The sequence below is a fragment of the Cytobacillus sp. GQ23 genome (genome assembly GCF_059758675.1).
The window spans coordinates 78431-100043 of record NZ_JCAXER010000010.1; the positions used below are offsets into that span (position 1 = coordinate 78431).

Consider the following 21613-nt stretch of genomic DNA (forward strand, 5'->3'; position numbering starts at 1 on the left):
GTGACTGCCATTGTTGACACTAACTGAAGATCAGTACCTTTTCATGAAGGAATACAGTGATCTTTTATATACCATTGATGAAGCTTTTGATTATATCGTCAAAAGCTTCAGCGTTTTTAGTAAAACAGAGGGAGAACGGCTACTCGGTGATATTTTTCAGGCGTTCCCTCAAGTTGCTTCAGCCCATGAACAGCTTAGCCAGCTTGTTCCAGACAATCAGCCCATGCTCAAAGCTTTCGCTGATATCAGCACAGTTGCCGATCAGGCTGAACTGCTTATTCAAAACTTTGATGATCTTTCTGTTAGACAGGAAATCATTTCTAAAAAGCTCTATCCTGCATATGCACAGTGGCATAAAACAATTCAGCAGGAATTAAATCCCTATATTCAATCTTGATAGGCAACAGTCTCGGAGGTGTTCACATGGATATCCCTTTAATGTCTATGGTTTTATCCCAGGGCCAGGTCCAGCAGCAGGCATCCATCTTAGTCCTGAAAAAAGCCATGGACCAGGGAGCAGGAAATGAAGAATTTATTAACAAGATGATGAGCGGGTCTCAGATACAGGCCCTTGAGCATGCAGCCCAGCCCCATTTGGGCGGACATATTGATATAAAAGGATGAGCAGTGAAATTGGCTGCTCGTTTTTTTATATAAGTCATCAATTCGACAAATATTCTCAATCTTTTTACCAGTTTCAGCAGGACTTTTTAGGGGTAAAACAGAAATATAAATATATAGTCTTAATATACTTTTAAGACTAGGCATTCTTTTACAGACGCTTAGGTTTTAAAAAGCGCTCTGAGGAAGTCGCCATTGTATAATGAGAAGGAGGAGTTCACGTATGAATTACAACATTCGTGGTGAAAACATTGAGGTAACTCCAGCAATTAGAGAGTACGTAGAGAAGAAAATTGCTAAGTTAGAAAGGTATTTTACTGAAACTCCTGATGCAAATGTACATGTAAATTTAAAAACGTATAACAATAACCGTTCTAAAGTGGAAGTAACGATTCCGATGCCGAACCTGGTTCTTCGCGCAGAGGAAGATCATGATGATATGTATGCAGCGATTGATCTGATTACCGATAAATTGGAGCGTCAAATCCGCAAACATAAAACCAAAGTGAACCGTAAATTCCGCGAAAAAGGCAATCTGACTGCTGTGTTTGCAGCATTGGAAAATGAGACAGAGGCGCCTGAAGTGGATGAAGAGGATAACGATCTTGAAGTTGTCCGCCAAAAGAGCTTCGATTTGAAGCCAATGGACAGTGAAGAGGCGATCCTGCAGATGAACATGCTGGGCCACAGCTTCTACGTGTTCACAAATGCAGAGTCTAATTTAACCAATGTAGTGTACAAGCGTAAAGATGGCCGCTATGGTCTGATTGAAGCGCAATAATACAATGTGAAAAACCCCGCTCCTGAGGCGGGGTTTTTGTTTGTTGCGGGTTCTCAATTGGACTATTTGCAACGTTTACTTCTTCGCATAAACACTTTCCAAACACCCACCTAAACCGTAAACTTCTCCAATTCCCTCTCCATCACCCCAGTCATTTCCTTCAGCTGCTCCACCTTCACCATCACCTGCTCAAACGCGCGAAGCTGCTCTTCGGTAGACGCTGAGATTTCCTCAGTCCCGGCAGCGGTTTCCTCGGTTACAGCCGAAATGTTTTCTACAGCGGTAATGACCTGCTGGCTCATTTCACTGGAGGTTTTCATATCTTCAACCAATCTTTCCAGATGACTGTGAATGCCGGACACATGCTCGGAAATGGTTTCAAAGACTTGTTCTGTCTCGCTCATCGATTGGGATTGTTCTTTTGAAAGGGCATGTCCCTGTTCGGTGGCATTGTAAATATTGCTGATGCCGTTTTGGATGTTGCTGACCATTGAGGCGATCAGATCGGTTGCTTTTGAAGAGGAATCCGCAAGCTTTCGTACTTCTTCTGCCACAACCGCAAATCCTTTCCCGGCCTCACCTGCACGGGCTGCTTCAATCGCTGCATTTAATGCCAGCAGATTTGTCTGATCGGCGATATCTTTTACCGTGTTAGCTGCCCCTTCAATTTCCTTCGTGAACTGGGCAAATTCACTGACTGAACTTCGGATATGGTTAGACGAACTTGAGATCTCTTCTGCAAGTTTCATTTGTTTTTCTAAAGACACCCGTCCTTGATGGACAGATTCCAATGCCTGAGTGCTTTGCACAGCACTCTCTGCACTCGCCTGATGAACAGCGGAAAACTGCTCACCCATCACACTCATTAATTCAGCCGTTGCCTGAACATCTTCCGAGATGGCTTGGCTTCCTCTCGCCAATTCGTCCGTTGAAACAGCCACCTGGCTGCTGCTTTCATTTAAGCTGTGCATATAGGAAGCCACATCCCTGGCAAATCCCTTTACATTCTGGCTTACTTCTTCAATGGATTGGACGGTTCCTTTTAGGTTTACAACCATTTTCGAAAAAGCTTCCGTTAGTTTATCCACTTCATAGCGGCTGTTTTCTTTAAAGATGAGCTCTGATGAATCAGCGGTTAAATCACCCTCGGATATTTTCTCTGCTTTTTCCACCATGGCATTGATGGGTTTTGTGATCTTTCTCGCAGCCATCCATGAGAATACAGCCGATAAAAGAATAAGCAGCAGGCTGCCTATAAGAGAAGAATTCGTGATAAAGGCAATCTTTTGGCTGGTTTCCAGAAGTATGCCTTCATACCATTCATTTGTGCGCTTTTTCAAAAGGTGCATATCATTTAAGATGCCGGAAATTCGGATGCTCTGACGCTTGATTTCCGCTTTGTTCCCTTTATCGAAGGCTTCTGTTGAAACCTTGGATAGCTCTGCATACTTTCCTTCAATGCTGACAATGATTTTTTTATGCTCAGGAACTGCAGCAACCGAGGAGAGGGAAGCCAGGTTTTCCTGGACTTCCGTCATCATGGTCAGTGCCTGGTCCTTGTTGGCGTCACTTGAATTGTAGGTGTAATTAGCAAGCGACTGGCTTGTCACCACCAGGCTTTGCTCCAGGTCCTTCACTTTCAGTAAAAGCTCAACGTCATCTTTAGCGGAGCTTTGAATGTGTAAAGTCTGGTATATAATAAAGCCGATCATGCTGACCGAGAGTGCGAGCGGGATCAGCGTGACGATTATAAGGCGTTTTCGTAATGTCATCTTGAGAGCTCCTTTATTCAGCTGTGACTGTGATTTTTCCATTAATTATGTCTTCTGTTGCTTTTTTTAATGCAGCTTTCTGTTCCTCTGTTAAGGAAATGACGCGGACTTCAGAAAGGCCGACACCGTTTTCTGCCAGTCCCCATTCATAGGAGGAAGCTTCGATTTTTCCGTTTTCCGTCAATTCCTTCACCAGGTTAAAAACCGCAATATCGATGTTTTTGACCATCGATGCGGCAACGGCTTTTTCCGCAACAAAATACTGGTCGGAATCAACCCCGCCGGCAAGCACGCCTTTTTCTTCCGCTTTTTTCAATGCGCCAAAACCGGTGAAGCCGGCAGCAGGATAGATAAAGTCGGCACCCGCAGCAATTTGTTTTTCAGCAATTTTCCCGCCGAGAGCTGCATCTCCAAAATCACCGGCGTATTCACTTAATACGTCTATTTTCGGATTGAAGTGCTTAGCTCCTTGCACAAATCCATTTTCAAAATGGTGGATGACGGGCACATCAACACCGCCAATAAAACCCAGTTTGCCTGTTTGGCTTGTCATGGCAGCGAGCATTCCGACAAGGAAGCTGCCTTCATGCTCCTTAAACGTGAGTGAGACCACATTATCAAGCTCAGATACAGCATCAATCAGCAGAAATTGCTTATCGGGATATTTCTTCGCTGTTTTTTCAAGTGCTTCCTGTGCTGTGAAACCCAGTCCGATGATCAGGTCATGATCTTCCTTGACCAGCTCTTCAAGCGGCTTTTCAAAATTTCCGTCCGGTGCTTCTTTGTAATCAAACAGAATCCCCAGCTCATCCCGGGCTTTCTCCAGACCCCGGAAGGCAGAATCATTGAAAGATTCATCTCCCAGTCCTGAATCAGAAAGGAGAATGCCAATTTTATATTCTTTATGTTGGTTTGTGCCCTGTTTAGAGGCAGAGCAGGCTGCCAGAAGGAAGCTGAACATCAGCAGAAAAGGTAATAGTTTTTTCAAGGTAAACCTCCATGTTGTCTTATTTTGCCTTACATAATATCGGCAGAACTTCGGAGGTTTTAAGTCTGAAGTCAGTCCTTGCCAATAAAAAGGTCAAAATAAAAAAGCCTGTATTACATACAGGCTACAAAAGCATCATTCCTCCAGCACCTTATATTTCTCCTTCAATGACTCCGGAGCCATCTTCACCATTTGCTGAAGGACAAACGATGTAATTACAATATCATCCGTAAATCCGAGGATCGACAGGAAGTCGGGCACAAGATCAAGCGGCAGAAGGATATATAGAAGGCCGGCAGCAACAGGGAACAGCTTTTTACCGGCCGATACCTCTGGTGACATAAAGTAATCCTTCAGAAAGGGGAGGAACTTCCAGAACTTCAATACAAATTTGATGCGTTTAAAAAACTTCATAAAGTTCACCTTTTTCTAGTTCATTCGCTGATAGATAGTTTGTTTCAAGTATGCTTCTGTAAAGTTAAAAGAGGTGACATGGATTATTGAACAATCGTGATTTTATCCAAATCAGCGCTTTTGACGCCTTCGTTAAAAATCAGCCTTGTTTTAAATTGAAAAACCCGGTCAGGGGCAGAGCAGGGAATATCTTCAGGCAGCTGGAAGTTAAAGTCCATTTTATTGGTTTCTTCAGATTCAATGACTTTGGTGGACAGGATGGTCGCTGTTCCGATTACTTTCTCCTTTTCATCCTCTGGCGATGTCATGACCAGGTCACACTCAATCCGCTTAATTTGCTGTTCGATGGTCCCTCCTTCAATCAGGAAGATTCCGCTCACATTTTCTCCTGGTGTATATTGAAGCTTTGGCAGCTGCAGATCAATTTTTGCAGAGCCTATTCCAAGCATTGACATGTATTTTCGTAAAATCAACAAAGATCTCTCCTCTAATTTTTATAGGGGGAACTGTTTGCTCACACCATAGTTTAGGATGTTACCTACTTTACGTGCTGATCATGATAAAGTTTCAAGTAATTTTCTTTCTACCTATTCCTCCATTTTATAAAGTCAAACGTGCGGAGGTGCGGGCTCGTATATAAAAAGGGCCTTTACCGCGGTGGTAAAGGCCCATAAATAAAGACCTCCGCCACATTTGGGAAAGGTCTTCGAACAATTCTTATAGCTGCAGTCAATATCCTTTTCTTACAGCAGCCGACCCGATAAATAAAACAAGAACGGACACAGCGAACCCGATAAGGATGCTGATCGGCCCTTCGCTGAAAAATAAAAAGGTCCAGCCGGTTAAAGTCCCAATCAGCACTGCTGCAGGCATCAGCATGCCTTTTTCCTTCCTGCTCCATAAGATCTGCAAAATAACCGGCAATATAGCTGCAAAGAAGTCTCCTGAAATGAAGAATAAATCCAGTAAAGATATCGAGAATAGGTAGGCCAAGCATGGGATGACCGCCACAAACAAAAGCAGAATCCCCCACATATGCCTATTCAGTTTAAGGTCGTTCCGGCCATACAGAACATATAGCGAATGAATCTGCGATAAAAAGGTTTCAAAGAAGATAACCATGAGAATAAAAATAAGCAGAATCGTAATCGTGAAATGCTCGTATCTAAGGAATATCTTTTCAAAGACGGAGTAAAAATTTTGAAAACCGCCCTTGTAAATGGCCGATAAAGTAATCATTGAAAAAGAGAAGGGGATGGTGCTCCAGATAAGGCCGGTCATGCTGAGGCCGAGCCGCAGTTTTTCCCTTTTGCTTTTTAGAAGCATATTCCACATCTTCAGGTCCACCAGCAGATGACCAAGCATGGCGATGGTAAAGGCCGACAGCAGCAGGGGAAGTATATCCCATTCCACATAAAGCAAGTATGGATGGTACAGGCGGATGCCATCATATACAACTTCAATTCCATCCAGCATATAGGCGTGAACAAGAATCATGATCATAATTAAAAACAGAATGCCAACTTTGAGCATACTGAACCGGGTAAACCATTTTAACCGGAAAAAGACTGCTGCCAGAAATCCGAATAAAAAGAATAAACTCATCCCGATCGGCACCGGGGTACCCAAAGGAAAGACAAGGATTCCTGCCGCAAAGCCCATGACCGTCATGCCAAAAAAAATAGCCAGCAGGAGAACCCGCTTCATCCACTGAAGCGCAGGTTCAGACAATCGGCTTGCCATGATACCGAGAAAGGATGGAGACTCTTCTGAAGACCGTACCCGTTTGATAATCGGGATAAGAGCCAGGAAGGCAAGGGCGCCGGCTGCTGAAAAGCTGACAGTCCCGATAAAGCCGTAACGCAAAAAGGCTTCTGGTGCTGTAAAAACGGCATTGCCTGAAGTCCATCTGGAGATAATGGCGATGCTCAGCAGCCCGAAGCCATATTGAACTGACTTGGATAGGTTTGTTTTCATCAATGCTGCTCCCTGTATTGCTTTGGTGTGATGTTTTCTTTCTTCTTAAATTGGCTTGAGAAGTAATGCAGGCTGTTAAAACCGGTTTTTTCCGCAATCTCTGAAATGCTGTAATGGGTCGTGGACAGAAGATGTTTTGCTTTTTCCAGCCTGTAAACGGTCAGGTAGTCAATAAAAGAGGTGCCAACTTCCTCGCTGAACTTGCGGCTTAAATAGGCTGGGCTTGCGTGGACTCTGGCGGCAATATCCTGAAGTCCGACCCGCTGGTCATACGACTCATGTATTTGACTTAAAGCCTCATTGACCATTTTAGAATATTCTTTTTGGAAAATAGGAGTGGAGAATTTTTTCAGGGTCTCTTTTAATTCCGCTTCAATTATCGGTTTGGTCAGGTATTCGGAAACCCCTAGCTGAATGGACTTTTTGGCAAAATCAAAGTCCTGGTGTGCTGATAGAATGATAATCTGCAGATGGGGATGGATCTCCTTTAAGTCCTTGACCAGTTCAAGCCCGGACTTTCCCGGCATCTCGATGTCTACGAAGGACAGATGGAAATAGTGTTCTTTGCTGATGGCAAGAGCCTGGCTGCTGTCATACGCAAAGTGAAAGTTCCATAATGGAAATGCCGGCTTTAAAATATATTCAAGCTGTTCGAGTACAATAGGTTCATCATCTATACATAATACATTCATGCCTGCTCCTCCTGATGGAATTCGACTTTAGGAAGTGTTATTTTCACAGTTGCCCCGTTGTGTTCATTTTTATAAATGTCTAAATCCGATGTTTGAAAAAGAAGGTCAAGCCGCTTTTTGACATTGGAAAGCCCCTGCCCTTTAGCTATCATGTCATCAAATGAGTGATCCCCGATGCCAATGCCGTTATCCTCCACATATAAGGTGATGCTGTCTTCATGGCTGACAGCTTTAATGGAGAGGGAAAGCGGCCCTGGCTTTTTCTCCAGTCCGTGTTTGAACGAGTTTTCCACAATCGTTTGCAGAAGGTAAGGAGGCACATAGTGCTTCAAAGCATCCTCGGCTATATTCTCCGTAATGGTAAGCCGGTTATGAAACCTCATTACCTGTATTTTCAGATAATATTTTGTATATTCCCATTCCTTTTTTAATGGAATGAGCTGCTCTTTAATCTGGTATTTGAATTTTAAGAAAAGTGATAGAGTTTCCATCGCCTTGATTAGTGTATCTATGCGGTTTAAACTGGCAAGACCGAGCATCAGGTTAATGGTATTGAATAAAAAATGGGGATGAATCTGCTGGTTGAGCTGCATATATTTGCTTTCCTGCAGCGTGTTTTCAAGAACCATCTGCTGTTTCTCAAAAGAGAGCGTGTCTATTTGCTTCTCAAACGCCAGCACCATCATTAAAATAATGGCCCCGGCCATCGGTACGAATATCGAAAAAATCGCAAACACTGAAAAGGTTTCATAGGTTATTAGCATGTTCTTCCTGCCTTAAAAGAATTTCTAATAGTATAACATGTCAGATAACTGGTTGGTAAGTTAATTCGGGAAACGTAATAAAAAGAAATTTGTAATTTAATAGAAGGATTTTACAAACAAAAAGAGGTTATTTACAAATAGAGAAGTAAATTTGCAAATAGATAGCTGATTTCTGCAAATAGACAAAACGAGTGGGTAAATCGAGAATGGCCAAGTATAGAGCCCAAATCAAAACCGCTAAAAAGAGCGAAGCCGCAAAGCTCCGCCCAAAAGGGGGTTACAATATATCGAGATCAGCACTAAGCTGGTACTCTAACAATTTAAGAGATTGCCTCGGCATAATGGCAGGCAGCCTGGTGTCCTTCTCCCAGGCTCGTAAGCTCCGGATCAGACTGTCGGCACAAGTCGGTAGCCAGCGGACATCTTGTATGGAATCGGCATCCGGATGGAGGATCGATAGGGGACGGGACATCGCCTTTCAGGATGATCCGTTCCTTTTTCTTTTTCCGGTTCGGCTCGGGAATGGCTGACAGCAGCGCCTGTGTATAAGGGTGGCGCGGGTTGTCAAATAAGCTCTTCTTCTCCGCAATTTCAACCACTTTTCCCAGGTACATGACAATGATCCGGTCAGAGATATGGCGTACAACCCCAAGATCATGAGAGATAAATAGATAAGTTAAGCCATATTCCTTCTGCAGTTTTTTTAATAGATTCAGTACCTGTGCCTGAACGGAAACATCCAGTGCAGATACGGCCTCGTCACAGATGATCAGCTTTGGTTCTACCGCCAGGGCGCGGGCAATTCCGATCCGCTGTCGCTGACCGCCGCTGAATTCGTGCGGGTATCGGTCAATATGCTCTTCTTTTAACCCAACCTGCTCCAAAAGCTCAATTGCTTTGCGGCGCCGGTTCGCTTTCGGAACCACATTCAGGATTCCCATTGCTTCTTCAAGCGTCTGTCCGATTGACCTTCTTGGATTGAGAGAGGCGAAGGGGTCCTGGAAAATGACCTGCAGGTCTTTGCGGATCGAACGCATCTCCCGTTTGGATTTAGACAGCAAATTGGTTCCCTGAAAGATCACTTCCCCGCCAGTCGGCTCATCCAGGCGCAAAATCGCGCGTCCAGTCGTCGACTTTCCGCAGCCGGATTCCCCAACAATGCTGACAGTTTCCCCTTCATAAATGGTAAAGTTTACGCCATCAACCGCTTTAACATGATTGACGGTGCGGCCAAATACTCCGCCTTTAATTGGGAAGTGCTGCTGCAGGTCCTTGACCTGAAGGATTTTCTTTTCTTTAGTTAGCGTGGCTGACATCTGCTGCGGCCTCCTTTACTGCCGGGCCGTTCCATTTTTCCGTGTACATCCAGCAGCGTACTTTATCTCCGTTATCTTCTACTAATGATGGTTCTTCTGTTCTGCACATATCAGTGGCAAACGGGCATCTTGGCGCAAAGCTGCATCCTGGGGGAAGATTGTCCGGGCTTGGAACCGTGCCCGGAATGGCTTCCAATTCCTCGACATCCCTGTCGACTGCCGGAATGCTTCTAAGCAGGCCCTGTGTATAAGGGTGCTTAGGGTTATCAAAAAGGGAATCCACATCCGTATGCTCAACAATTTTTCCGCAATACATTACAGCGACACGGTCACAGGTTTCGGAGACAACCCCCATATCATGCGTAATCATGATGACAGCCGTTCCCAGCTGTTCCTGCAGATTTTTTAAAAGATCAAGGATTTGCGCCTGGATTGTTACATCCAGAGCTGTTGTAGGCTCATCCGCAATCAGCAGCTCCGGCTTGCATGCCAATGCCATGGCAATCATGACGCGCTGGCGCATTCCGCCGCTTAATTCATGGGGCTCCTGCTTGGCTCTTTTTTCAGGAGAAGGGATGCCGACTAATCGCAGCATTTCAACCGCTTTCTGCCACGCTTCCTTCTTAGGAAGCTTTTGGTGAATCCGGAAAGCTTCCGCAATCTGCTCTCCAACCGAAAAGACAGGATTGAGTGAAGTCATCGGCTCCTGGAAGATCATTGAAATCTTATTTCCACGCATTTGCCTCATGCCTTCCTCTGTTTGGGATAGCAGGTTTTTCCCTTTAAAATTGATTTCACCGTCCACGATCTTTCCGGGAGGCTCTGCAATCAGCCGCATGATGGAGAGGGAGGTGATACTCTTTCCGCTCCCTGATTCTCCGACAATGCCGAGTGTTTCTCCTCTTTTTACATCAAAGTCTACGCCGTCCACTGCTTTAATGACTTTTTTGCCGGAGAAGAAATGAGTTTTTAAGTTTTTCACTTCCAGTATCGTTTCTTTATGTTCAGTTCCCATATTTCTTGCTCCTCTCAATCGGGAATGGTTTTAGTTCAGTTCAACACGTTTATTCAGGAATCGGTAGGACAGGTCAACAAGCAGGTTGACGATGACAAACAGCACCGATACGAATAAAATGGATCCCTGCACAAGCGGCAGATCACGCATCCGGATGGCATCAATAATCAATCGACCGACTCCATTGATGGCAAAGACCGACTCTGTTAAAACGGTTCCGCCGAGAAGGGCTCCAAACTGCAGTCCGACAACTGTAATAACGGGAATCAGGGCATTTTTTAAAGCATGTTTATAAATGATCAGACGCTGGCGCACACCCTTTGCCTTGGCTGTGCGGATATAGTCCTGGCGGATAACCTCGAGCATGCTTGCGCGGGTCATCCGGGCCACAATGGCTGCACCGCCTGTCCCGAGTGTAATAGCCGGAAGGATGATATGGCTGAATGTCCCCCAGCCGGCAACAGGAAACCACTGAAGTCCGACTGAAAAGTAAATGATCAGCATCAGGCCGAGCCAGAAGTTCGGCAGGGATACGCCAAGAAGGGCAACCATCATCAATCCAACATCTGTAAAGCTGTTTTGCTTCGTTGCAGCAATGATTCCGAATAGAACACCGAGAACAACTGTAATTACAATACTCCAGAAGGCCAATTCAAGTGTGATCGGCAAACGGACAAGGATTTCATCAAGAACAGGGCGGCTTGTCCGGATGGATTCGCCAAAATCCCCTTTTACAACATCCCCAACATAACTCAAATATTGCAGGGCGAGAGGCTGATCAAGCCCGAGGTCATGGCGGATTGCTTCCACCTGCTCATCAGTTGCCCCTTCCCCTGCCACCAGAACAGCGGGATCGCCGGGAACCATTTGCATGATAAGAAAAACCATGAGGGTAACGCCCAGCAGAACTGGGACGATTTGAACAAGCCTGCGCATTAGAAAAATAAACATGGTAGTACCTCCTTAGTTTTTCATTCGCGGATCCAGTGCATCACGGAGTCCGTCCCCAAATAGATTAAAGCCCAGAACAATCAGTGCAATGGCTATGCCCGGAAATAGTGCGATATGCGGTGCTGTGAACAGGAAGTCGCGGCCATCGCTCAGCATGGCTCCCCATTCTGGAGTTGGCGGCTGTGCTCCCATTCCGAGGAAGGAAAGGCCGGCGACTGATAATATCGATGTAGCCAGGCGCAATGTCCCCTGTACGATAATCGGGCTCATGATATTTGGCAGGATATGAACAAAGATAATTTTCAGATCGCTTGCCCCTAAAACCCTTATGGCATCAATGTATTCCATTTTCTTAACACTTAACGTCGAGCCGCGGACAATACGGGCAAAAGTAGGGATTGAAAAGACACCGACAGCGATCATAACATTAATGAGGCTTGGCCCCAGCGCACTGACAATGGCTAATGCAAGCAGCAGTCCCGGGAATGCAAGCAGCACGTCAATGAAGCGCATGATAATCGTATCTACCCAGCCCCCGTAATAACCGGAAATAATCCCCAAAACTATTCCAAACAATGCTCCGATGAAGACGGAGATAAACCCAACTGCCAGAGAAAGCTGCGAACCGTACAAAATACGGCTTAATATATCGCGGCCTTTATCATCAGTTCCCATAATATGGTCAGCAGAAGGAGGCTGCAGTTTGTTAACAAGGTCAATTTCGTATGGATCATAAGGCGAGATAAGCGGTGCAAGGACAGCGAGAATAATATAAAGAAGGACAATGCTGCCGCCCACAAGCGACATTTTATTGTTGATGAGAGCTTTTGCCAGATCGGCTCCCCTAGCCTTCCTTTTAGTTACAGGCACTGGAGCTTTGGCTGTTTCCTGAGGATTTGCAATTATGCTCATGATTTAGTTCCCCCCATGTGTCTTATTGGTTGAGAACTAATTTATCAAAATTATTGACTATTTTGTCTGAATTTTAAGATAAAGTAAAAGATTCACAAAAACTCGACAAAATAACGAAAACATTGTCTAATTTTTTTTCCTATAATGGACACAACCTTAACAAATGAGGGACTAACCCAGTCCCAATTGATTTTACATATTTCATATATATTAGGGGGGAAGGTATGGAACAAAGAATTGAAAAGCTCAGAAGGAAAATGTCGGAAAATGGCTGGAAGGGTGTTTTTATATACTCACCTGAAAACAGATACTATTTTTCTGGATACAAAGGCACAGCAGGCGCTCTTTTAATAGAAGAGGAGTCCCAGAAGCTGTTTACAGATTTCCGCTATGTGGACCAGGCGAAGGATCAGGCACCCGATTTCGAAGTGATCCAGCATCAGCAAAACCTGATCGAAATGGTTTGTGATTCGTTTTCTTCTACTATTAAAAACGGAACACTTGCCCTTGAACTTGGGGATGTACCGGCATCAGTTTATCTGGAGATCCAAACAAGGCTTCCGGAAGCCGAGCTTGTGGACGTTACCTGTGCAACAAACGAAATCCGCATGATTAAAGATAAAGAAGAAATTGAAAACATGCGAAAAGGGATTGAAATTTGCGATCTGGCTTTCACGCACATCCTGGATTTCATCCGTCCCGGCATAACTGAAAAGGATATCGGGCTGGAACTTGAGATCTTCATGAAAAGGCAGGGTGCCGAACGCATTAAGCCTAATCATGTCATTGCTTCAGGGCCGCGTTCCTGCCTGCCCCATGGCCAGGCTACTGACCGGGTGATTGAGGCCGGAGATTTTGTCAAAATGGATTACGGCGCCATCGTAAACGGTTATTTTTCTGATTTTACGAGGACAGTTGTTGTGGGAGATCCATCTGAAAAGCAGTTGGAGATTTATCATATCGTCCGCCGCGCACAGGAGGAATCCTTAAAGGCAATCGGGCCTGGAAAAACGTGCAGAGAGCTTGATGAAGTCGGCCGCGGCATTATCCGTGAAGCAGGTTATGGCGGCAACTTTGGGCATAGTCTGGGACATTCCTTAGGCCTTGCTATTCATGAACAGCCTGCCATGAGAGCGACAGATGAGACGGTTCTTCAGGAAGGGATGGTCATTACTGTTGAACCGGGGATCTATATTCCAGGGTTTGGCGGGGTCAGGATAGAAGACCTTGTTGCAATTACGAAAGAAGGCCATGTAAACTTCACCAAATCAACGAAGGACCTGCAAGTGATATCATATTAAACAGGGGGTAAAGAAGATGAAATTGAAAAGTTTTTGGCTGGGGTTAGCCGCCCTGATTTTATTATTAGCCGGCTGCTCAGGCGGCAGTGATCCGGGAAGCCTTGAAGCTTCCAGCAGTGATTCAAATGCTTCAAATAAAGATCTTGTTATTGCTGTCCTGTCAGATGCAACTAAATTGGATCCGCATCTTGGCACTGATATTCCATCTGCGAATGTGTATCATGGAAAAATTTATGAAGGCCTTGTGCAGCAGGACGAAAACATGGAAATCCAGCCTGCGCTTGCTACTGAATGGAAACAGCTTGACGATCTTACATGGGAATTCAAGCTTCGTGAAGGAGTAAAGTTCCATGATGGCACTGACTTTACTGCAGAAGCTGTTCAAAAAACAATTGAACGTGTTCTTTCTGAGGAAACAGCTTCACCGCGTTCTAACCTATTTGAAATGATTAAAGAGGTAAAAGCAGTTGATGATCACACTGTTCAATTAGTAACAGAATACCCATACTCACCGCTATTGGCCAACCTGGCTCACTATGCAGCAGGCATCATGAGCCCTGCTGCCATTGAGTCAGGAGAGAACCTTGGTCAAAATCCGGTTGGGACAGGCCCTTACAAGCTTGGTGAGTGGAAGCCTGGACAGGAAATTAAATTGACTGCATTCGAAGATTATTGGGGCGAAAAGCCTTCAATGGAAACTGTCACATATAAGGTGGTTCCGGAAGATTCTACCCGTATTGCCATGGTTGAAACAGGGGAAGCGCATATAGCAGAGCCTGTGCCAGTAACAGAAGTAGAACGCATCGAAAACAGCAATAGCATGGAGCTTGTGCGCAGTGATGCGTTAGGTGTGGACTATATCGGCTTTAACGTAGAAAAAGAACCATTCAATAATGTAAAAGTGCGCCAGGCCATTAGCTATGCGATTGATACAGAAGCGATTGTAAAAGGTGTCTATAATAATGTAGGGACAGTGGCAACAGCTCCGATGGGACCTGCCATCTGGGGTCATAACGCTGATCTTAAAGGCTATAAATATGACCTTGAAAAAGCGAAGCAGCTTTTAGCGGAGGCCGGTTACCCGGACGGCTTCAAAACAACGATCTGGACAAATGATAATAAAGCTCGTATGGACGTGGCAGAAGTCGTTCAGTCTCAATTAAAAGGCATTGGCATTGAAGTGGAAACCAAAGTAGTGGAGTGGGGCGCTTACCTTGAGGGCACAGCAAAAGGCGACCATGATATGTTTATCCTTGGATGGTCTAACATGACCGGAGATGCGGATTATAATCAGTACTTTCTGTTCCACAGTGACGCACGAGGCAATCCTGGAAACCGCTCATTCTACAGCAACCCGAAAGTGGATGAGCTGATTGACAAGGGCCGCCAGGAAACAGATGAACAGAAACGTCTTGAATTCTATGCAGAAGCCCAAAAAATTGAGATGGAAGAAGCACCAATTGTCTTCCTTCGCAATGATGAAGACCTTGCCGTCATCGGCAGCAATGTCAAAGGTTTCTGGATGCATCCATCAGGTTTGTACATGCTTGAAAAGGTTACGGTTGAATAAAAAGCAAACTCAAAAAAGGAGCTGTAGCCATAAGGGTACGGCTCCTTTCATCGCAGATATTTCAAGATCCGAAATTTTTTAATCCAATTAAAACGTTAATAGTTTAATAATTTGCTATAATCGAAACTAACCAATAATTCCAGAGGTGACCTCCATGAATTTTGATTTCCAGCACCATCCATATTCATCCCAGCGAACGACCGTCATGGCAAATAACGGCATGGTCGCAACGTCTCAGCCGCTAGCAGCTCAGGCTGGATTAGATATCATGAAAAAAGGCGGAAATGCCATAGATGCAGCAATTGCCACAGCAGCGGCTCTTACTGTGGTTGAACCGACTTCTAACGGAATCGGCGGCGACGCATTTGCACTCGTCTGGACGAAAGGGAAACTGCATGGATTGAATGCAAGCGGCCCTGCTCCAAAGTCCATTTCCATCGAAGCCCTAAAGGAAAGAGGCATCGAAAAAATGCCGACGCACGGCTGGATGCCGGTTACAGTGCCTGGTGCTCCATCAGCGTGGGCTGAGCTTTCCAAGCGGTTCGGCAGGCTTCCGTTAAAAGAAGTCCTTCAGCCTGCCGTTGATTATGCGGAAAAGGGCTATCCTTTAACGCCGATCCTCGGCAAGTACTGGAAGTATGCGTATAAAAAGTTCAAACAGATTCTGACGGACGACGAATTCCAGCATTGGTTTGAAACTTTTGCTCCGGATGGCAGGGCACCTGAAGCAGGCGAGGTTTGGCGTTCTGAAGGGCATGCTGCTACTTTAAGAGCTATTGGCGAAACAGGCGGAGAAAGCTTTTACCGCGGAGAGATCGCTGATAAAATCGATGCTTTTTCAAAAAAATACAATGCTTTTTTATCAAAGGAAGACCTTGCTGATTACAAGGCAGAATGGGTTGATCCCATTAACGTAAATTACCGCGGTTATGATGTGTGGGAAATCCCGCCGAACGGCCAGGGGCTTGTAGCTCTTTTAGGGTTAAACATTGCTAAAGGCTTTGAATTCGGTGATAAAGATACGGTTGATACATACCACAAACAAATTGAATCGATGAAGTTAGCTTTCACAGACGGCAAGGCATTTATTACAGATCCTGCGGAAATGAAAGTGACTGTTGAAGAACTGCTCTCGGAGGAGTATGGTGAATCCCGCCGCAGCGAAATCGGCGAAGAAGCCGTAACGCCTGAGCCATATCAGCCGCCGCGCGGGGGAACTGTTTACCTGGCAGCAGCCGACAGTGAAGGGAATATGGTTTCCTTCATTCAAAGCAATTATATGGGCTTTGGATCCGGCCTTGTCGTTCCGGGAACAGGCATTGCCCTTCAGAATCGCGGGCACGACTTCTCTCTTGATCCGGAGCACCATAATGCCCTGAAGCCAGGCAAAAAAACGTATCATACGATTATCCCTGGCTTCCTGACAAAAGACGGCGAGGCCGTTGGACCGTTCGGTGTGATGGGCGGCTATATGCAGCCGCAGGGCCATATGCAGGTGGTTATGAATACAGTTGATTTCCACTTGAACCCGCAGGCAGCCCTTGATGCCCCAAGGTGGCAGTGGATTGAAGGGAAAAAGGTCCAGGTGGAGCCGCACTTCCCTAATCATATTGCTCAGGCATTGGTTCGCAAAGGTCATCAAATCGAGGTGACTGTTGACACAGGCGGATTCGGCCGCGGCCAGATTATCTGGCGTGACCCGAAAACAGGCGTGCTTATAGGCGGAACAGAATCGAGAACAGACGGATCAATCGCCGCCTGGTAATAAAAAGTGAGGAAGCCGCACGCATATAAGCGTAAAATAACCATATAAAAGGTAAAGGGGAGCGGACCGGACAAAAGCCGCTCCTTCATCTGCTTTTCCCGGACACGGAGGCAGTGATACCCAACTGGTCTAGTGGTGGTACAGGTACCTGGTACCGAAAACAACGAAAAGAGGTGGAGGCATCATGAAGCAGGTTGACATCTTTATGGCTTTTTTTAGAGTAGGCATTCTCGGCTATGGCGGCGGTCCGTCATCTATTCCGCTTGTCCATAAAGAGGTTGTTGATAAATATAAATGGATGGATACGGATGAATTCGGCGATGTGCTGGCACTGGGCAACGCTCTCCCAGGCCCGATTGCCACAAAAATGGCTGGCTATATCGGCTATCGTGTTGGCGGCTTACTTGGAATGGTCACTGCTCTTGCAGCGACGATGGTACCAACAATTGTCCTTATGATTACTCTTCTTACCGCATTAAATACATTCAAAGACCAGCCATGGGTAGCCGGCATGACAAAGGCAGTCGTGCCTGTTGTGGCCGTGATGCTGGCCACACTGACTTGGGACTTTGTTAAAAAGTCCTCGAAATCATCGCTGGGCTGGGGCTGGACCCTTCTTTTTGTAGCCGTGAGCTTAGTTCTTCTTGAATTTGTTAACATTCATCCTGCGATTATCATATTTGTTTTACTGACAGCGGCTCTCCTGAAGAAAGATAAGGCTGGTAAAAATGAAGCAAAAAAGGAGAGGAATCTCGCATGATTTACGTTCAGATCTTCTTGGCATTCTTCATTCCAGGGATTCTAGGATACGGCGGGGGCCCGGCGTCCATTCCATTGGTTGAAAATGAAGTGGTCGACCATTATGGCTGGCTTACAACTAATGAATTCAGTGAAATGCTGGCAATGGGCAATGCACTGCCAGGTCCGATCGCCACAAAAATGGCTGGTTATATCGGATATGAACAGGGTGGAATCCTCGGAGCCATTGTTGGAGTATTTGCCACTGTAGCTCCATCACTGATCTTGATGATTACCCTGCTCGGGCTTCTTATGAAGTATAAGGAATCACCACGGGTCAAACGGATGACTACTTATATCCGGCCAGTTATCGCGGTTCTGCTTGGCATTATGACATATGATTTTTTATTTTCAGCATACGAAGGTGCAGGCATCTGGCAGACGCTCTTTATCGGGCTGGTTAGCTTTTTTTTAATGGAAAGGCTTAAGGTTCATCCGGCTTATGTGATCGCGGGTGCACTCGTATACGGAGGACTTGTTCTAGGATAGGAGGAGAATTAATATGACGTTTTCCATCGTTGGATACGATCCGAAGGAAAAAGAATGGGGAATCGCGGTTCAATCAAAATTTCTCGGCGTTGGTGCAGTAGTGCCCTTTGCAAAAGCAGGTATTGGAGCCGTTGCGACACAGTCCTACGCCAATACTTCATACGGACCCCGTGCATTGCAATTGATGGAAGAAGGTAAAACGGCTGAAGAAGCACTGGAAATCATTACGAAAGATGATCCCGAGAAAGAGCTCCGTCAGGTCGGACTGCTGGATAGCATGGGCAACCCGGCAACATTCACTGGAGAAGGCTGCTATGATTGGGCTGGAGGCATGGTAGGGACTCATTTTGCCGCGCAGGGAAATATCCTGGTGGATGAAACAACGGTTGAGGCTATGGGCCAGACGTTTATCAGCACAGACGGCACTCTGGCTGAGCGTCTGCTCGCCGCCTTGAATGCAGGCCAGGCAGCCGGCGGTGACAGCCGGGGCCAGCAATCCGCAGCTCTTCTTGTAGTGAAAGAAGCCGGTGGATATGGTGGATTTAATGACCGCTACATAGACTTAAGGGTTGATGATCATCCGGAGCCGATTAACGAGCTGATCCGGATTTATCATCTGCAGCAGCTCTATTTTGCGCCGGCAAAGGCTGAACGGATTACGGCGATTGAAGGTGAGATAAAAGAGGGGCTCGTACGGGAGTTAACCAGGCTCGAGTATTTGAAGGCCGGCCAGGGTGATGAACAGCTAATCAAAGCATTAACGGCCTTTATTCATACCGAAAATTTCGAAGCCCGCGAACAGGAAGCGGGAAAAATTGATTTGGATGTCCTGGCATATATGAAAAAACTGTGAAAAAGGGAAAGCGGAGAGTGTGATGCTCTCCGTTTTTTTATTATTGAACTGCTGGAAAGCCGACAGGACTCAATTGAGGAAAATCAGCTAATTCCAACTAATAAAATAAGCTTCCTTAACCTGCCAAATGTAAAATCCTCTTGATTAATGCCTAAATGGCTGATAAATGTTAGGATAGTAGAGTTAAACGAATTTGGTAGGAGAGATTTAAAAGATGTCAACAGTAAAAGTAAGCAGAAACGAACCGTGCCCATGCGGGAGCGGAAAAAAATATAAAAAGTGCTGCGGCAGCAGAGATGCGGTTTCAATCAAGGATGTATTGAACCACGAAGTCCTTGAGCTTCAAAAGGAAGCAAGGGTCTATGCACTAACTCATTTTGCGGAAGACATGAAAGAGGATTTCAAGGATCTTCTGGAAATACTTGAAGACATTGAGCCGCAGGAAAAAGAGTTCTATGAATTTGTGCACTCTTTCTGGTACATTCTTTTTGGAGAACTTGAAGATATGGACTCTGTAATGGATGAGTTCATTCATTACAAGCTGCCTTCCGTTATTCGCCCTCGTACAAAAAACATTTTAAAGTCGTGGGAGGACAGTAAAGCTGCTGCTGGAAAATTAATTGAAGTGACTGAAGATAAAGCAGTTATCGAGGATTGTCTGACCGGGAAGGTGTTCAATGTCTCCCTATTTGGTGATATGGAAGTTACTGAAGGGAACTTTGCCTTTGCCATGCTGCTTCCTTATGGAGAAGAGTATGTGGCATTTCCTGCAATATTTGACCTGCCGGGAGATAATGCTGCGAAGTTTGCAGATTACATTCAGTATTCCTTCGAAGAATCCGGATATGAGAATCCTGAAGAATACACGGCTGAGTTCCTCATTGACCTAATGAATGACACGCCAAAATCATTGGCTGGCCCCAATATGGACAATTTCGACTGGCCTACCAAGGGTGCTGAGCAGGTTGCCGACATGTTCCGGAACGATATGGAAAAGGCTGAAGAGGAACCATGGCTGATCGGCATGGGGATTTCACTTTGGATGGAGTACCTCGAGAAAACCGGCAAACAGGTTAAAAAGCCTGATAACTATGTAGCTGGCCTGAGATACCTTGTAAGTACAATAGCCCCTGTAAAGGAAAATCTCACCCAGAAAGAATTCGGAGAGTTATACGGCATTAGCGCAAACCGGGTTTCTAATTATTATGGCGAGATTTATGACGCTGTCGAGAAAACTATTATTGAATTGATTGAATCATCGAATTCGTAAAATGGAGAGCATTGCTGCTCTCTTTTTTTATTTTTACGGGAATGCTGATGTTTCCCGAACTGACCGATAAATTGAAAAACTGACCGATAAATCTAGAAAGAAGCCGATAACTAGGAAATATGACCGATATACCTGGCCAACAGACTGATATCCCATTTAGTCATCGAAAGTGAGGCAAAAATGAGGCCAAACAGCAGGGAAATCTGATGCCTTACACGAATTGTATTGTCATAACCAAAAAGGAGTGCTGCTTTTGATTGAAAAAGACCGATTTATCCCTGTCCGAATCCAAAAAAATCACGCATTGCTGAAAAGAATTTCAAAAAATCACCCAAAGAGGTTCATGATCGAATCAGATCAAACGAAGAGATTAGCAGGTTATAAAGGTGAGCAAGCCGTTGACTTCCACTTAAGCAAACTGCCGGAAAAAGAGTATGTAATCCTCCATGATCTGCGCCTCTCAAACGGGACACATTTTTTTCAGATTGACACGCTAATCTTAAGCCATTCATTTGCTTTAATTTTAGAAGTGAAAAACTATGGCGGAACTTTATATTTTGATCCTGATTTCAACCAATTAATCCAAACAAATCGCAAAGGTGAAGTCAAAGGCTATCCAAATCCGGCAGAGCAAGCCAGAGTACAATGCTCTGAAATCAAAAAATGGCTATTAAAACGCAATATCAATATCCCGATTGAGTTTTTCATCATCATCAGCAAACCCTCTACCATTCTTAAAACCGCACCAGGCCACGCGAAAATGCACCAAAGAGTTCTTCATGTTCAATTCCTTCTGAAAAGTATTGAAAATATAAAGGCTGCATATAAAAAGGAAGTCTTATCTCCAAAAGATATGAAGAAAATCGCCCGCTCTCTTCTAAAAGAACACACCCCCAAAAATTTTGATATCCTAAAGCATTATGAAATCTCAAGATCTGATATACAAACAGGAGTTATCTGCAGAGTTTGCTCTTCATATCCAATGAAACGCCATTATGGAACATGGTTTTGCACCAAATGCCAATCCAAAGACAAGAGTGCTCACGTTTCAGCTATTAAGGACTTATTCCTCCTAAACAATGATTCTCCATTGAAAAATAGGCACATCTGCAGATTCCTCCAAATTTCTTCAGGAAATATAGCCAAAAAACTTATCTCAGCCAGTAAACTGCCGCATTCCGGTTCAAAAAAAGGAAGAGTGTATTTACCGAAACCAGAATATCAGCAAATTAAAGATCTGGAATAGCCCGCATGCGCCATAAGTTGTCACCCCCCTCTCAAAGTGGTAATATTAATAAGAAATATTGTGATTTTTTATGGGAGGATTCTGCCGAGAAAAAGCGAATCTATACTACCTGTGCAAT

At 45.0% G+C, this 21613-nt stretch carries 22 protein-coding genes; 11 read left to right on the forward strand and 11 right to left on the reverse strand.

What is annotated here, in order from left to right:
- Positions 1–10: 10 nt before the first annotated feature.
- The 3 genes from AC6CHU_RS10320 (at position 11) to hpf (ending at position 1402) form a co-directional block, all read left to right on the forward strand.
- Positions 11–397 carry a DUF8042 domain-containing protein gene (locus AC6CHU_RS10320; RefSeq protein ID WP_498121537.1) on the forward strand — a complete coding sequence of 129 codons (387 nt, stop codon included), beginning with the start codon at positions 11–13 and terminating at the stop codon, positions 395–397.
- A gap of 26 nt (positions 398–423) precedes the next feature.
- Positions 424–624 carry a YjfB family protein gene (locus AC6CHU_RS10325; protein WP_498121539.1) on the forward strand — a complete coding sequence of 67 codons (201 nt, stop codon included), beginning with the start codon at positions 424–426 and terminating at the stop codon, positions 622–624.
- A 220-nt stretch (positions 625–844) separates the two neighbouring features.
- A complete protein-coding gene (hpf, locus tag AC6CHU_RS10330) occupies positions 845–1402 on the forward strand; it encodes a ribosome hibernation-promoting factor, HPF/YfiA family (protein ID WP_498121541.1) in 558 nt (185 codons plus the stop codon).
- A 110-nt stretch (positions 1403–1512) separates the two neighbouring features.
- On the opposite strand, the gene AC6CHU_RS10335 is transcribed toward hpf, so the two are convergent.
- From AC6CHU_RS10335 to nikC, 11 genes are all read right to left on the reverse strand, one after another.
- Positions 1513–3174: a methyl-accepting chemotaxis protein gene (locus tag AC6CHU_RS10335; protein ID WP_498121543.1), complete on the reverse strand. Its 1662-nt coding sequence runs from the start codon at positions 3172–3174 to the stop codon at positions 1513–1515.
- Positions 3175–3187: 13 nt separating this feature from the next.
- Positions 3188–4162, reverse strand: coding sequence for a BMP family lipoprotein (locus AC6CHU_RS10340; protein ID WP_498121545.1), 975 nt, complete (start codon positions 4160–4162; stop codon positions 3188–3190).
- Between the two features lie 135 nt (positions 4163–4297).
- Positions 4298–4576 (reverse strand): YkvA family protein, encoded by a 279-nt coding sequence (locus AC6CHU_RS10345; RefSeq protein ID WP_498121547.1) that lies wholly within the window; start codon positions 4574–4576, stop codon positions 4298–4300.
- 83 nt (positions 4577–4659) lie between these two features.
- Complete coding sequence (locus AC6CHU_RS10350) at positions 4660–5049, reverse strand: sporulation protein (RefSeq protein WP_251284077.1); 390 nt, start codon at positions 5047–5049, stop codon at positions 4660–4662.
- 256 nt (positions 5050–5305) lie between these two features.
- Positions 5306–6553 (reverse strand): hypothetical protein, encoded by a 1248-nt coding sequence (locus AC6CHU_RS10355; RefSeq protein ID WP_251284076.1) that lies wholly within the window; start codon positions 6551–6553, stop codon positions 5306–5308.
- Entirely contained in the window at positions 6553–7245 is a 693-nt protein-coding gene (locus AC6CHU_RS10360; protein ID WP_159863791.1) for a response regulator transcription factor, read from the reverse strand. Before AC6CHU_RS10360 ends, AC6CHU_RS10355 begins: the two co-directional genes overlap by 1 nt.
- Positions 7242–8009, reverse strand: coding sequence for a sensor histidine kinase (locus AC6CHU_RS10365; RefSeq protein ID WP_251284075.1), 768 nt, complete (start codon positions 8007–8009; stop codon positions 7242–7244). Before AC6CHU_RS10365 ends, AC6CHU_RS10360 begins: the two co-directional genes overlap by 4 nt.
- Positions 8010–8329: 320 nt before the next feature.
- Positions 8330–9325, reverse strand: a complete 996-nt coding sequence (locus AC6CHU_RS10370; protein ID WP_251284074.1) for an ABC transporter ATP-binding protein — start codon at positions 9323–9325, stop codon at positions 8330–8332.
- Entirely contained in the window at positions 9306–10340 is a 1035-nt protein-coding gene (locus tag AC6CHU_RS10375) for an ABC transporter ATP-binding protein (RefSeq protein WP_251284073.1), read from the reverse strand. The genes AC6CHU_RS10370 and AC6CHU_RS10375 overlap by 20 nt, the downstream gene beginning before the upstream one ends.
- A gap of 30 nt (positions 10341–10370) precedes the next feature.
- Entirely contained in the window at positions 10371–11291 is a 921-nt protein-coding gene (gene nikB, locus AC6CHU_RS10380; protein WP_159863783.1) for a nickel ABC transporter permease, read from the reverse strand.
- 12 nt (positions 11292–11303) lie between these two features.
- Positions 11304–12203, reverse strand: coding sequence for a nickel transporter permease (gene nikC / locus AC6CHU_RS10385; RefSeq protein WP_498121550.1), 900 nt, complete (start codon positions 12201–12203; stop codon positions 11304–11306).
- A gap of 224 nt (positions 12204–12427) precedes the next feature.
- Here nikC and AC6CHU_RS10390 point away from each other — a divergent pair, with 224 nt between their 5' ends.
- From AC6CHU_RS10390 to AC6CHU_RS10425, 8 genes are all read left to right on the forward strand, one after another.
- Complete coding sequence (locus AC6CHU_RS10390; RefSeq protein ID WP_498121552.1) at positions 12428–13504, forward strand: M24 family metallopeptidase; 1077 nt, start codon at positions 12428–12430, stop codon at positions 13502–13504.
- Between the two features lie 16 nt (positions 13505–13520).
- Entirely contained in the window at positions 13521–15074 is a 1554-nt protein-coding gene (locus tag AC6CHU_RS10395; RefSeq protein ID WP_498121554.1) for a glutathione ABC transporter substrate-binding protein, read from the forward strand.
- Between the two features lie 154 nt (positions 15075–15228).
- Positions 15229–16839: a gamma-glutamyltransferase family protein gene (locus AC6CHU_RS10400; protein ID WP_159863776.1), complete on the forward strand. Its 1611-nt coding sequence runs from the start codon at positions 15229–15231 to the stop codon at positions 16837–16839.
- A gap of 184 nt (positions 16840–17023) precedes the next feature.
- Positions 17024–17599 (forward strand): chromate transporter, encoded by a 576-nt coding sequence (locus AC6CHU_RS10405; RefSeq protein ID WP_159863774.1) that lies wholly within the window; start codon positions 17024–17026, stop codon positions 17597–17599.
- The gene (locus AC6CHU_RS10410; RefSeq protein WP_251284070.1) at positions 17596–18126 is read left to right on the forward strand and encodes a chromate transporter; all 531 of its coding nucleotides are present in this window, start codon (positions 17596–17598) and stop codon (positions 18124–18126) included. Before AC6CHU_RS10405 ends, AC6CHU_RS10410 begins: the two co-directional genes overlap by 4 nt.
- Before the next feature lie 13 nt (positions 18127–18139).
- Entirely contained in the window at positions 18140–18979 is an 840-nt protein-coding gene (locus AC6CHU_RS10415; RefSeq protein ID WP_159863770.1) for a DUF1028 domain-containing protein, read from the forward strand.
- 214 nt (positions 18980–19193) lie between these two features.
- On the forward strand, positions 19194–20249 hold the full coding sequence (locus AC6CHU_RS10420) for a YecA family protein (RefSeq protein WP_159863768.1): 1056 nt from the start codon (positions 19194–19196) through the stop codon (positions 20247–20249).
- 253 nt (positions 20250–20502) lie between these two features.
- The gene (locus AC6CHU_RS10425; RefSeq protein ID WP_498121557.1) at positions 20503–21495 is read left to right on the forward strand and encodes a nuclease-related domain-containing protein; all 993 of its coding nucleotides are present in this window, start codon (positions 20503–20505) and stop codon (positions 21493–21495) included.
- Positions 21496–21613: the final 118 nt, after the last annotated feature.

Excerpts from the sequence above, each read along its gene's own strand:
- AC6CHU_RS10325 (WP_498121539.1), top strand. The coding sequence starts at position 424 with ATGGATATCCCTTTAATGTCTATGGTTTTATCCCAGGGCCAGGTCCAG.
- hpf (WP_498121541.1), top strand. The coding sequence starts at position 845 with ATGAATTACAACATTCGTGGTGAAAACATTGAGGTAACTCCAGCAATT.
- AC6CHU_RS10335 (WP_498121543.1), bottom strand. The coding sequence starts at position 3,174 with ATGACATTACGAAAACGCCTTATAATCGTCACGCTGATCCCGCTCGCA.
- AC6CHU_RS10345 (WP_498121547.1), bottom strand. The coding sequence starts at position 4,576 with ATGAAGTTTTTTAAACGCATCAAATTTGTATTGAAGTTCTGGAAGTTC.
- AC6CHU_RS10355 (WP_251284076.1), bottom strand. The coding sequence starts at position 6,553 with ATGAAAACAAACCTATCCAAGTCAGTTCAATATGGCTTCGGGCTGCTG.
- AC6CHU_RS10360 (WP_159863791.1), bottom strand. The coding sequence starts at position 7,245 with ATGAATGTATTATGTATAGATGATGAACCTATTGTACTCGAACAGCTT.
- AC6CHU_RS10365 (WP_251284075.1), bottom strand. The coding sequence starts at position 8,009 with ATGCTAATAACCTATGAAACCTTTTCAGTGTTTGCGATTTTTTCGATA.
- AC6CHU_RS10370 (WP_251284074.1), bottom strand. The coding sequence starts at position 9,325 with ATGTCAGCCACGCTAACTAAAGAAAAGAAAATCCTTCAGGTCAAGGAC.
- AC6CHU_RS10375 (WP_251284073.1), bottom strand. The coding sequence starts at position 10,340 with ATGGGAACTGAACATAAAGAAACGATACTGGAAGTGAAAAACTTAAAA.
- nikB (WP_159863783.1), bottom strand. The coding sequence starts at position 11,291 with ATGTTTATTTTTCTAATGCGCAGGCTTGTTCAAATCGTCCCAGTTCTG.
- nikC (WP_498121550.1), bottom strand. The coding sequence starts at position 12,203 with ATGAGCATAATTGCAAATCCTCAGGAAACAGCCAAAGCTCCAGTGCCT.
- AC6CHU_RS10390 (WP_498121552.1), top strand. The coding sequence starts at position 12,428 with ATGGAACAAAGAATTGAAAAGCTCAGAAGGAAAATGTCGGAAAATGGC.
- AC6CHU_RS10395 (WP_498121554.1), top strand. The coding sequence starts at position 13,521 with ATGAAATTGAAAAGTTTTTGGCTGGGGTTAGCCGCCCTGATTTTATTA.
- AC6CHU_RS10400 (WP_159863776.1), top strand. The coding sequence starts at position 15,229 with ATGAATTTTGATTTCCAGCACCATCCATATTCATCCCAGCGAACGACC.
- AC6CHU_RS10405 (WP_159863774.1), top strand. The coding sequence starts at position 17,024 with ATGAAGCAGGTTGACATCTTTATGGCTTTTTTTAGAGTAGGCATTCTC.
- AC6CHU_RS10410 (WP_251284070.1), top strand. The coding sequence starts at position 17,596 with ATGATTTACGTTCAGATCTTCTTGGCATTCTTCATTCCAGGGATTCTA.
- AC6CHU_RS10415 (WP_159863770.1), top strand. The coding sequence starts at position 18,140 with ATGACGTTTTCCATCGTTGGATACGATCCGAAGGAAAAAGAATGGGGA.
- AC6CHU_RS10420 (WP_159863768.1), top strand. The coding sequence starts at position 19,194 with ATGTCAACAGTAAAAGTAAGCAGAAACGAACCGTGCCCATGCGGGAGC.